13 protein-coding genes are annotated in these 10,000 nt (G+C 62.9%); 7 read left to right on the forward strand and 6 right to left on the reverse strand.

Annotated features, from left to right (window positions below; translation table 11 throughout):
* A partial coding sequence (locus LDL37_RS07435) for an alkaline phosphatase D family protein (protein WP_290796156.1) occupies positions 1–991 on the forward strand: 991 nt, incomplete at its 5' end.
* Positions 992–1,198: 207 nt separating this feature from the next.
* Positions 1,199–1,720 (forward strand): DUF1993 family protein, encoded by a 522-nt coding sequence (locus LDL37_RS07440; protein WP_290796158.1) that lies wholly within the window; start codon positions 1,199–1,201, stop codon positions 1,718–1,720.
* Here LDL37_RS07440 and LDL37_RS07445 read toward each other — a convergent pair.
* Both LDL37_RS07445 and LDL37_RS07450 read right to left on the reverse strand, forming a co-directional pair.
* Complete coding sequence (locus tag LDL37_RS07445) at positions 1,699–2,802, reverse strand: saccharopine dehydrogenase NADP-binding domain-containing protein (protein ID WP_290796160.1); 1,104 nt, start codon at positions 2,800–2,802, stop codon at positions 1,699–1,701. The genes LDL37_RS07440 and LDL37_RS07445 overlap by 22 nt on opposite strands.
* Positions 2,792–3,400: a DUF4166 domain-containing protein gene (locus tag LDL37_RS07450; RefSeq protein WP_290796162.1), complete on the reverse strand. Its 609-nt coding sequence runs from the start codon at positions 3,398–3,400 to the stop codon at positions 2,792–2,794. Before LDL37_RS07450 ends, LDL37_RS07445 begins: the two co-directional genes overlap by 11 nt.
* A 236-nt stretch (positions 3,401–3,636) precedes the next feature.
* On the opposite strand from LDL37_RS07450, the gene LDL37_RS07455 reads away from it, so the two are divergent.
* Positions 3,637–4,098 carry a DUF2269 domain-containing protein gene (locus LDL37_RS07455; protein ID WP_290796164.1) on the forward strand — a complete coding sequence of 154 codons (462 nt, stop codon included), beginning with the start codon at positions 3,637–3,639 and terminating at the stop codon, positions 4,096–4,098.
* 165 nt (positions 4,099–4,263) lie between these two features.
* Positions 4,264–4,890 (forward strand): glutathione S-transferase C-terminal domain-containing protein, encoded by a 627-nt coding sequence (locus LDL37_RS07460; RefSeq protein WP_290796166.1) that lies wholly within the window; start codon positions 4,264–4,266, stop codon positions 4,888–4,890.
* A gap of 28 nt (positions 4,891–4,918) precedes the next feature.
* On the opposite strand, the gene LDL37_RS07465 is transcribed toward LDL37_RS07460, so the two are convergent.
* Genes LDL37_RS07465 through LDL37_RS07480 form a run of 4 tightly spaced genes read right to left on the reverse strand, consistent with a single transcriptional unit; the run spans position 4,919 to position 7,358 of the window.
* Entirely contained in the window at positions 4,919–5,323 is a 405-nt protein-coding gene (locus LDL37_RS07465; protein ID WP_290796169.1) for a hypothetical protein, read from the reverse strand.
* A gap of 43 nt (positions 5,324–5,366) precedes the next feature.
* On the reverse strand, positions 5,367–5,843 hold the full coding sequence (ybaK, locus tag LDL37_RS07470; RefSeq protein ID WP_290796171.1) for a Cys-tRNA(Pro) deacylase: 477 nt from the start codon (positions 5,841–5,843) through the stop codon (positions 5,367–5,369).
* 9 nt (positions 5,844–5,852) lie between these two features.
* Positions 5,853–6,890 carry a beta-eliminating lyase-related protein gene (locus LDL37_RS07475; protein ID WP_290796173.1) on the reverse strand — a complete coding sequence of 346 codons (1,038 nt, stop codon included), beginning with the start codon at positions 6,888–6,890 and terminating at the stop codon, positions 5,853–5,855.
* Between the two features lie 15 nt (positions 6,891–6,905).
* Positions 6,906–7,358 carry a DUF4442 domain-containing protein gene (locus tag LDL37_RS07480; RefSeq protein ID WP_290796175.1) on the reverse strand — a complete coding sequence of 151 codons (453 nt, stop codon included), beginning with the start codon at positions 7,356–7,358 and terminating at the stop codon, positions 6,906–6,908.
* A gap of 82 nt (positions 7,359–7,440) precedes the next feature.
* Between LDL37_RS07480 and LDL37_RS07485 the strand changes: the two genes are divergently transcribed.
* From LDL37_RS07485 to LDL37_RS07495, 3 genes are all read left to right on the forward strand, one after another.
* The gene (locus tag LDL37_RS07485) at positions 7,441–8,331 is read left to right on the forward strand and encodes a 2-dehydropantoate 2-reductase (protein WP_290796177.1); all 891 of its coding nucleotides are present in this window, start codon (positions 7,441–7,443) and stop codon (positions 8,329–8,331) included.
* Positions 8,332–8,361: 30 nt separating this feature from the next.
* Positions 8,362–9,342 (forward strand): bile acid:sodium symporter family protein, encoded by a 981-nt coding sequence (locus LDL37_RS07490; protein ID WP_290796179.1) that lies wholly within the window; start codon positions 8,362–8,364, stop codon positions 9,340–9,342.
* Between the two features lie 118 nt (positions 9,343–9,460).
* Positions 9,461–9,886: a CBS domain-containing protein gene (locus tag LDL37_RS07495; protein WP_290796182.1), complete on the forward strand. Its 426-nt coding sequence runs from the start codon at positions 9,461–9,463 to the stop codon at positions 9,884–9,886.
* Positions 9,887–10,000 lie beyond the last annotated feature (114 nt).

A 10,000-nucleotide genomic window follows, 5' to 3' on the forward strand; every position in this document is an offset into this window, starting at 1 on the left:
CGACCCGTGGATGCACGGGGCCGAGAACCATCAGCCGGATACCGAAGGTGACTTCGATGTGCGCAAGGCCGCCGCGCTGAAGGCTTATCGCGAATGGATGCCCATTCGTGACCCGCAGCCGGGTATGCTGTCCGAAGCCATCTACCGCTCGTTCCGCTTCGGGCAACTGGCCGAGCTGTTCATGACCGAGACGCGCTTCTTGGGGCGCACCAAGCAGCTTGATTATAAGACCGATCTCAAGCGCGATTCGGCGGGCAAGGCCGATTACGCCGCCTTTCGTGCCGAACTGAATGCACCGTCGCGCGAACTGCTGGGGGCCACGCAGCGTCAGTGGCTTCAGACAGGCCTGAAGGCCTCGGTGGCCGATGGCGTGCGCTGGCAGGTGTTCGGCAATCAGGTGGTGATGGCCAAGGTCAAGGGTCCGGACCTCAAGGCGCTGTACGGCGAGGAACGCATCGCCGCCATGCTGAAGATGCTGCCGCCCAATGTGGCCGGCGTCATCGGGCCGATGATCGACCTGTTCAGCCAGACGGAAGACCCGCTGCCGCTCAATCTCGACGCCTGGGACGGCTATCCGGCCGAGCGCGAGCGCCTCTATGGCCTGATCCGCGACGCCAGGGCGCGCGCCGTCGTGCTGTCGGGCGACAGCCATCAGGCCTGGGCCAACGAACTGCACGACGCCAAGGGCGAGCGCGTAGCGGTGGAACTGGGCGTCACGGCGATTTCGAGCCCGACCGTGTGGTTTGATCACCTGCTGCCCAATTTCAGCCTCGCCAGGGTGCTGGCCGATCAGAATGCGGAGGTGCTGGCCGCCTCGACCGACCGCAACGGCTTTGTGCGCCTGACCCTGACGCCGGAAACGGCGACGGGTGAGTGGGTGTCGGTTTCGACCATCACCGCGCGGGAGTATAGGGTCACGGTCGATGGCACCTTCGTCGCCGAGGCCGAGGCCGATCGTGTGGGGCCGCTGAAGGTAATTTCTGTCGCCTGATACCAAGGTCATTGAAAATGACCCTTGGTATTCCATTCGAGACTGTCTCATGTCACTGAAACATATGAGACAGTCTCGTGTCTTCAACGGCCGGATGCGGTCAGCATCTTCGGCCGTTGGTATTAATGCCAGCTTCGGCCTTGATTGTAATCAGTCCCTGCCCATCTGGGGTGAAGTGCCGCACCGGGCACACACAAGAGACTGTCCATGACCCAGATACCGCCTGTTTCCATCTATTCGATGACCGTGCCCGTTCTCATCAACGCGATGAAGAACCTGACCCATATCCTCAGCAAGGCCGAGGCCTTTGCCGAAGCGAAAAAGATCGACCCGTCGGTGGTCATCGAAGCGCGTCTGGCGCTCGACATGCACCCGCTGCGCCGTCAGATACAGTCGGTGTCTGATACGGCCAAGGGGGCTGTGGCGCGCCTGACCGGCACGGAGATCCCCTCCATGGCCGACACGGAAACGAGCTTTGCCGAGTTGAAAGACCGTCTGGCCAAGACCATTGCCTATATCGAATCCGTCGATCCGGCCTTGTTCGACGGCGCCGAAAGCCGCGACGTGGTTCTGAAACTGCCGGGCCGCGAAATCCCCTTTACGGGCTATAGCTATGTGGTGGGTTTCGTCATCCCCAACCTGTTCTTCCACGTGACGACCGCCTACGCCATCCTGCGCCATTACGGCGTCGAACTGGGCAAGACGGATTACCTGCGCGGCGGGTTGTAAACCTCTATATCAAAGCGCTCCAGCGCCGCCAGATAGTCGGAGAGGCTTATCTGGCCAAGGCTGGAGCGCGCGCCGGGGGCAGGGCCCAAATCCACTCCTCCCCCCTTGGCCAGACGTTCGGCCAGCAGGATGGCCGGGACCGAGGGGATGTGCGGCCCGTCACCACTGCGCGCAATGATGTGCCAGTCGAGGCGCAGCGCCTGCCCGTCCAGTCCTGTGCCCGACAGGACCATAAACATGCCGCCATCGTCGGAGCCCAGCGGATCGAACAGGTCAGCCGCCTTCAGCAGGGGCTTGGCCAGTTTCGCCAACGGAAAAGGCAGCAGCTTCCAGCGCACGCCCCACGACAGGGCCCACAGACCGAGGTGTATGAAACCCAGCTCCAGCCCGGCGCCGAAACGGATCGAGCGTAGGCCATAGGCGGCGGGCAGCAGGTCAAGATCGGGAATATCGCAATCGCCCATCAGGCGCGGCCCCAGATGCGGGAAGACGTGCCGCCGCAGGCCTTGCCAGCCATAGGCCTTCGGATGCCCGGCAAAGGGTTTCAGCGGCCGACCCACATAGGACAGTATGGCCGCCGTGGTCGCCAGCCCGCGCTCGGCCCCCTGACCGGGGCAGATACCGAAATCGAGCGCCTCCAGCGTCGCAAAGCGGTCGCGGAAATGGTCCAGTACGGCCGAAGACAGGCACGGCACGGTCGAAGCGCCGCTGATGGCCACAACGCCCGCCGCCCTGGCTGCGGCGTCCAGCCGGTCAAAGCCGACCACGAAATCACGCGCGTCGGACAGATCGACATAGTGTACTCCCGCTGCGATGCAGGCTTCGGCCACGCCATAGTCGGCGTTCTGATACGGCCCGGCGGTGTGTACCACGACGCTGGGCTTATGCGTGCGCAGGGCTTCGGACAAACCGCTATGGAGGTCAAAGGCCGCCCATTGCGCCCCCATCGAGCGGGCACAGGCTTCGGCCTTACCGGCGTCGCGCCCGGCGATGATCACCGGCACGTCACGACGGATCAGGCCCGCAGCAATGCGCTTGCCGAAATTGCCATAGCCGCCCAGGATCAACACCTTACCCGTCAAGACGCATCTCCGTCACGCGAAAGGCCCCGCCATAGCTGTAGAGCTTACCGAGCCACGGGTGGCGCAGCTCCATATACATGCGGAAACGCTCGTCGCCCGTGGCCTCTTCCCACGCATCGCCGCGTCCGGCCAGACCGCTGATCGGCAGAGGCATGTCGAGGCCGAACAATCGCCAGACATAGCCGGCGTGTCGCAACCGCACGCGCCCCTCGTGATAATCGTAATGGGCCTGCCAGCCTATGCCGGTGGCCATGTATTCCGTCACGTGGTGCGGGCGTTTCGACACCATGCGCGAGCGGAAGGTGACGGGGTCGCGCCCGGCGAAACGGAAGATGCGCTCAAACACAAAGGCGTCGCTGTCGGGTTCGGAGCGGAAATGCACGCTTACCGGCACGGCCTTGCCCTCATAGGGCGTCAACATGCCCGTCGCCTTGATCAGCCATGAGAAGCGCCGCAGCAGCGGGTGCATCTCGATATCCAGCGTCCCTTCGACGATCACATGATCGCGCGTAAACGGGCGGTTGGCGTAGTGGGCCTTGAGCGCCGGGGGCAGGGCCTCCCACTGTTCGGCAAAGATGGCGGCGAAGGTGGGGCTCATATCTGCGTCTTTCCGGCCAGTCTGAGGCTGAGGTTACGCCCTGCCCGCAGCAGCGGATAGAGCCAGCGCGTGCGGCGCACCGGAGCGGCAAAGCACGCAGTCGCCATCATAGACCAGCCACAGGGTATGAGCGTCCCCCCTGATCTCAGGGGAGGAGCGCGGTGTTTTCGCTGACTTGTCCATTCGATCCCCTGCCTCTATGACAGGGAGTCTAGGCGCGAAGACGTGGGGGATCAATGCTCTATCTGTGGGTGAAGTGGGTGCATGTGGTCTCCTCGACCATCCTGTTCGGCACCGGCATAGGCACGGCCTTTTTCATGTTCATGGCCAATCGTCGCAAAGAGGTGGCGGGCATCGCCTTTGCCTCGCGGCATGTGGTCATAGCCGACTGGCTGTTCACCACACCCGCCGTCATCGTGCAGCTTCTGAGCGGTCTGTGGCTGGTGCATCTGGGAGGACTGGAGCTGTTTGGTGGCTGGGTGCTGGGGGGATTGATGCTGTATCTCTTTGCCGGGGCCTGCTGGTTGCCGGTGGTGTGGATGCAGATACGGATGCGCGATCTGGCGAACGTCGCCTATGCATCGGGTGAGCCCCTGCCGCCGCTCTACTGGACCTATGAGCGCTGGTGGGTGAGCCTTGGGGCGCTGGCCTTTCCGGCGATTGTGGTGGTTTTCTGGTTGATGGTCGTGAAACCGTAACCTTGACGTTTGCGGTTTCATTCCCATGTTTTCGGCATATTAGAGCGTATTTCGTTCAGACTGAATCGAAATAGCGCTCTAAATTTTTGGTTGAACGCGCTTTTTTATCCGAAAAGTGCGTCCCACTTTTCGGAAAGCGCTTTAGACCTATTAAGGGAAAAGACCATGATCGTTCTGCACACCTGGACCACGCCCAACGGCTTCAAGGCCTCCATCGCCCTCGAAGAAATGGGCCTGCCGTATAAGGTGAGGCCGGTCAATATCGGCGCCGATGAGCAGTTCCATCCGGACTTTCTGAAAATCTCCCCCAACAATAAGATCCCGGCCATTGTCGATGAAGAGACGGGCATCAGCGTCTTTGAAACCGGCGCGATCCTCGTCTATCTGGCTGAAAAGACAGGTAAATTCCTGCCGACGTCGGGCGAAGCGCGTTACAAGGTGCTGGAATGGCTGAACTGGCAGATGGGCGGGCTGGGGCCGATGTTCGGTCAGCTGGGGCATTTTGCGGTTTTTGCGCCGGAAAAGGTGCCCTATGCGCTGAACCGCTATACCAACGAAGCCAAACGCCTGCTGGGTGTGCTGGAAACGCAGCTCTCGAAGCACGCCTATGTGGCGGGGGACGACTACACCATCGCCGATATGGCCATCTATCCGTGGATCAATACGCTGCGCACCTTCTATCAGCAGGAGGCCCTGCTTGCCGACTCGCCGCATATCCGGGCGTGGTTCGATAAGGTCGGTGCGCGTCCGGCGGTGCAAAAGGGCATGACGGTCGGTAAGACGGCGACGTGATCGCCGCCACCCACGCAGGCCAGTCTGTTTAGCCAAGCAGCGCCTTCAGCTCGCGGATTTGCCGCTCATATTCCGCCGGATTGAGGGTTTTCAGCCGTGTCAGATCGTCCTTCCAGCGGTCTAGCCGTTGGGAGGCGCTCCCGGCCTTCAGCGCATTTATGCGCTTAACGAGGTCCCTCAACTCCTTATAGGCCTCCTTATCGCGCTGATCGGCGGGCAGGTCGTCGATCAGACAGAGTACCGCCGCGCTCAGCTTACCGATCTGGCGGCCATAGCTTTCCTGTTCGACAATGCGTCTTTCGGTGTCGGGCGCTGACGAATTGTTCTCGGTAATGCTGATCAGCGACCAGCCGCGCAATATGTCCTGCGTCAGGGTGTGCGGCGCGAATCGCCACAATCCGAAGGGATCGAAGAAGGGATTACCGTCCGCCATATGTGCCTCCTGATAGATCGCAGGGACACTATCACGGGTTGTGCTATTCCGCCATTACATCCACATATCCGGCATTCAGGACATGCGCGGCGTCGTCGGGTGAAATCGACAGCAGCAGGCCGCGTTGACCGGCATTGATATAGATGCGGTCATAAAGCTGCGCCGTCTCGTCTATGGCGGTCGGATGGGCTTTGCGCTGACCGAAGGGGGAGATGCCACCGACCTTGAAGCCCGTGACCTTTTCGGCCTCCGGTACCTTCATCATCTGCGCCGACTTGCCCTTGAAATGCGCCGCCAGCTTCTTCATCGACACTTCGCCGTCCGACGGCACGACGACGCAGACGCCCTTGCCATCGACCTCGGCCATCAGGGTCTTGAAGGTCTGCGACGGATCGACGCCCAGGGCTTCGGCGGCCTGCAGGCCGACGCGCGGCGCGTCCGGTTCGTAGGCATAGGGGTGGAGATCAAAGGCGATCCCGGCCTTTTGCAGGGCGGCGGTGGCAGCGGTGGTTTTGGACATGATAAGGTCTCAGCGGCCGGGGAGATGTGTCTGGCAATCCGTCAGAAACGCCGTGACCTCGTCCTCAGTCGTGGCGAAGCTGCATACCAGCCGATAGACATGCTCCCCCGCCAGAGACCACGGATAGAAGCGGTGCCCGGAGGCCTGCAACGCCTCCGCCAGCGCCGGGGGCAGGGTGACAAACAGGGCATTGGCCGCCTGCGGATAGACCAGTGATACCCCCTCAAGCGCGCTCAGCCCTTCGGCCAGACGCCGCGCCATGCCATTGGCGTGCCTTGCCAGGGTTAGCCACAAATCGTCTTCGATCAAGGCCAGCAACTGCGCCGACACGAAGCGCATCTTGGACGGCAACTGCCCCATGCGCTTGTGCCAGTATTCGAAGTCGCGGATCAGGGCGGGGTTCAAAATCACCACCGCTTCGGCCAGGGCCGCGCCCGCCTTGGTGCCGCCAAACGACAGAATATCCACGCCGGTCACGGCCTCGCCCGGCGATACGCCCAAGGCCGCCACCCCATTGGCCAGCCGCGCCCCGTCCATATGGATCAGCAGACCGTGCCGGTCGGCCACGGCCCGCAGGGCGCGCAACTCTTCGACGCTATAGACCGTGCCGATCTCGGTTGATTGCGTCAGGCTGATCACCTTGGGGCGCGCGGCGTGCGGGGCGTGATCCTGCGACAGGGCGACGATGGCCTCGATCCCTTCGGGCGTCAGCTTGCCCAGCACGTCCGGCGCAATCAGGATCTTGGCCCCGGTGAAAAACTCCGGCAGGCCGCATTCGTCGTTCTGGATATGGGCGTCGCGCGTGGCGATCGTCGCCTCAAACGGCCGCATGACAGAGGCCAGCGCCACGCCATTGGTCGCCGATCCGTTGAAGGTCGGGAAGGCCCTGAGGTGCGGATTGCCAAACACCTCGCGCAGGCGGGTATTGAGGCGCGCCGTGATGTCATCCGCGCCGTAAGAGGCCGCGTGGCCTGCATTGGCGGCGCCGAGGGCGGCCAGAACGGCGGGGTGCATGGGGGCGGTATTGTCGCTGGCGAACCAGACCATTCATCACTCGTGCGGCTATTTCGGAGGCTTTTTCCTCACATACAGCGTCTTGTGCACGCGCGCCACCACCACGCCGGCGTCGTCCACCACATCGACCTCAAATTCCGGCTCCAGCTTGGGCTGGCGGTCGGCCTCTGTGCGGAGGCGCGCGATCTCTTCCGGGGCAATGCGGAAAATGGCCGTGACCCGCCCGCGGCCGGGTTTGAGGAAGTCGATGCGCGCCGCCTTGTCCCAGACGATGTAACCGCGCCCCAGATGCGTCATCAGGATGGCCATAAAGAACGGGTCGCACATCATGTACAGCGAGCCGCCGAACTGCGTGCCGACCACATTGCGGTTCCACCAGCGCAGCTTCATCTGCACCTCGATCTCGGTGAAATCGGCATCGGTGCGCACGACGCGGATGCCCGCCCCGATAAATGGCGGATAGTAGTTGATCAGCTTGAAACGTTTGGCAAAGTCGGTCATCACACACCCCGCAGAAGAGGTTTACGTTATCGTCAAAACGCACGACGCGATAGAATCACCTTGGGGAAGGAAACGTAATAAAATGGCGAACATTGTCATCATCGGGCCCGGCGCGGTCGGTCTGAGCGTCGGGGCGGCCCTGATCGACGCCGGTCATCAGGTGGTGTTTGCTGCCCGGCAGGCGTTTTCGCAGCTTAAGGTCGCCAATGCCGGTGAGATGGCACCGCGCCGCCGGGCAACCGTGGTCACCGTGCCAGAGGCGCTCACGCCCGCCGATTGGGTGCTGCTGTGCGTCAAGGCGCATCAGGTCGAAGGGGCAAAGGCGTGGCTGGATGCCACGGTCGGACCGCAGACCCGCGTCGCCATCCTGCAAAATGGCGTAGAGCACCGTGAGCGGGTCACGCCGGTGGTTCCGGCGGGGACGGTGCTGGTGCCGGTGGTGGTCGATATTCCGGCAGGACGCTCGGCACCGGGTGTGGCTGAGTGGCGGGGGCGGGCGGGCTTGCTGACCGCCGATACGCCGGAAGGTCAGGCCTTCTGCGGCCTGTTTACGGGCAGCTTCGTCACGGCGCGCCCGACGCCTGACTATGTGAGCGAAAACTGGAAAAAGCTGTGCGTCAACGCGCCGGGCGGTGCCGTACTGGCGCTGACGGGACAAACCATGCAGGTCTTCCATCAGCCGGGTATTGCCGCGATTGCGCGCGCCATTCTGAGCGAATGCGTGGCCGTGGGGCGGGCCGAAGGCGCGGACCTGCCCGACGCTCTGATTGACACACAGATGGCGCGCTTTATGGCCGCCGCGCCCGACGACACCAATTCGATGTACGATGACCGCGCCGCCGGACGCGAAACCGAATGGGACGCCCGCAACGCCGTCATCGCGCGCAAAGGGCGCGTGCACGGCATTCCGACACCGGTCAGTGATCTGATCGTGCCTCTGTTGGCGGCGCAAAAGGTGGGCGTGCCGGGTTGATTATCGGCCCAAAGACGCCGACAAGGGGGCATGACCGATGCTCCCGCCTTTACGCTGCGTAACCTGATCAAGACCTTCGACCCCTACATCCTGGCCCTGCTGGGCATGGTGGGGCTGGCCTCCATCCTGCCGGTGCGGGGCGACAGCGCTGTGGTCGCCGGCTGGGTCAAGGACGCTGCCATCGTGCTGCTGTTCTTCCTGCACGGGGCCAAGCTGTCGCGCGAAGCCATCTTCGCCGGGCTGTTGGCGTGGAAGGTGCATCTGGTGGTGTTCCTGACCACCTTTGCCGTGTTTCCGCTGCTGGGGCTGGGCATTCAGACGGCGCTGAAACCGCTGATGGACCCGATGATCCTGTCGGGCGTGCTGTTCCTCTGCCTTCTGCCCTCGACCGTTCAGTCGTCTATCGCCTTCACGGCCATAGCGGGCGGCAATGTCGCCGCGGCGGTGTGCAGCGCCTCGCTATCCAATATTCTGGGGATTGTGATTACGCCGCTGCTGGTCGCGCTGCTGATGAAGACGACGGGCGGTGGCGTGTCGCTCGATTCCATCATCGACATCGCCCTCCAACTGCTGCTGCCCTTTGTGGTCGGGCACCTGATGCGGCCGTGGCTGAAGGGCTATCTCGACCGGCACAAGACGCTGGTCGGGCGGGTCGATCGCGGGTCGATCCTGCTGGTCGTCTATACGGCCTTTTCGGCCTCGGTGGTCGAAGGCCTGTGGTCGAAGGTGGGCTTAAGCGATCTGGGCCTGATCTTCGTCATCGGTGCCGGGCTTCTGGCGCTGGTCATGGGCGGCACCTGGTGGATGTCCGGGCGCATGGGCCTCAGCCACGAAGACCGCGTGGTGGTGCTGTTCTGCGGATCGAAGAAGTCGCTGGCCTCAGGCGTGCCGATGGCGGGGACGCTGTTTCCGGCCGCCGTGCTGGGGCCGGTTCTGTTGCCGGTGATGCTGTTCCATCAGTTGCAACTGATCGTCTGCGCGTTTCTGGCTCCGCGCCTGAAGATCAGATGAAGATCAAAAATCCCTAAATCAGCGTTTTGCCCGAACCTTAGCTCAGCCCGCGGCGGCCACGGCGAGACCTTATGTGGTGACGCCTATCCTCTCGGTTCAACCCAAAAAGGAGAGGACTATGCTGATCAAGGACGTCATGTGCCGGGACATCAAGATTATCCGCCCGGATACCCCGCTGGCCGTCGCGGCGCGCCTGATGCGCGATTGCGATTGCGGCTACCTGCCCGTGGGCGAAGACGACCGGCTGAAAGGGGCCGTCACTGACCGCGACATCGTGGTGCGGGGTCTGGCCGAAGGGCTGAACCCCGACGCGCCGGTGTCCGAAGTGATGACCGATCGCATCGTCTATTGCATGGACAGCGATCACGTCGAGGTCGCCGCGCGCCACATGAAGGCCGAGCAGATCCGCCGCCTCGCCGTGCTCGACGCCAACCGTCGTATCGTCGGCGTCTTGTCCATCGGCGATATTGCCCGCGTCACCGAAGACCGCGACCTGACCGGCAGTATCGAAAACGCCGTCGCCGAAGACACGGTGGCCGCCTGATGCCCATTCGTGATGACCTGATCCGCGACGATACCTCGACCGCCCCGACGCGCGACAATATTCTGGCCCTGCTCGACGACCTGATCGACACGGTGAACAATACGCTGCGCGTCG

It is taken from the genome of Asticcacaulis sp. (genome assembly GCF_020217185.1).
Taxonomy (GTDB): Bacteria; Pseudomonadota; Alphaproteobacteria; order Caulobacterales; family Caulobacteraceae; genus Asticcacaulis.

What these genes read in the sequence shown, in the direction of transcription:
- LDL37_RS07480 (WP_290796175.1), bottom strand. Translation starts at nt 7,358, where the DNA reads ATGACCGACTTTGCCAAACGTTTCAAGCTGATCAACTACTATCCGCCA.
- LDL37_RS07490 (WP_290796179.1), top strand. Translation starts at nt 8,362, where the DNA reads ATGACCGATGCTCCCGCCTTTACGCTGCGTAACCTGATCAAGACCTTC.
- LDL37_RS07465 (WP_290796169.1), bottom strand. Translation starts at nt 5,323, where the DNA reads ATGGCGGACGGTAATCCCTTCTTCGATCCCTTCGGATTGTGGCGATTC.
- LDL37_RS07455 (WP_290796164.1), top strand. Translation starts at nt 3,637, where the DNA reads ATGCTCTATCTGTGGGTGAAGTGGGTGCATGTGGTCTCCTCGACCATC.
- ybaK (WP_290796171.1), bottom strand. Translation starts at nt 5,843, where the DNA reads ATGTCCAAAACCACCGCTGCCACCGCCGCCCTGCAAAAGGCCGGGATC.
- LDL37_RS07460 (WP_290796166.1), top strand. Translation starts at nt 4,264, where the DNA reads ATGATCGTTCTGCACACCTGGACCACGCCCAACGGCTTCAAGGCCTCC.
- LDL37_RS07475 (WP_290796173.1), bottom strand. Translation starts at nt 6,890, where the DNA reads ATGGTCTGGTTCGCCAGCGACAATACCGCCCCCATGCACCCCGCCGTT.
- LDL37_RS07485 (WP_290796177.1), top strand. Translation starts at nt 7,441, where the DNA reads ATGGCGAACATTGTCATCATCGGGCCCGGCGCGGTCGGTCTGAGCGTC.
- LDL37_RS07450 (WP_290796162.1), bottom strand. Translation starts at nt 3,400, where the DNA reads ATGAGCCCCACCTTCGCCGCCATCTTTGCCGAACAGTGGGAGGCCCTG.
- LDL37_RS07440 (WP_290796158.1), top strand. Translation starts at nt 1,199, where the DNA reads ATGACCCAGATACCGCCTGTTTCCATCTATTCGATGACCGTGCCCGTT.
- LDL37_RS07495 (WP_290796182.1), top strand. Translation starts at nt 9,461, where the DNA reads ATGCTGATCAAGGACGTCATGTGCCGGGACATCAAGATTATCCGCCCG.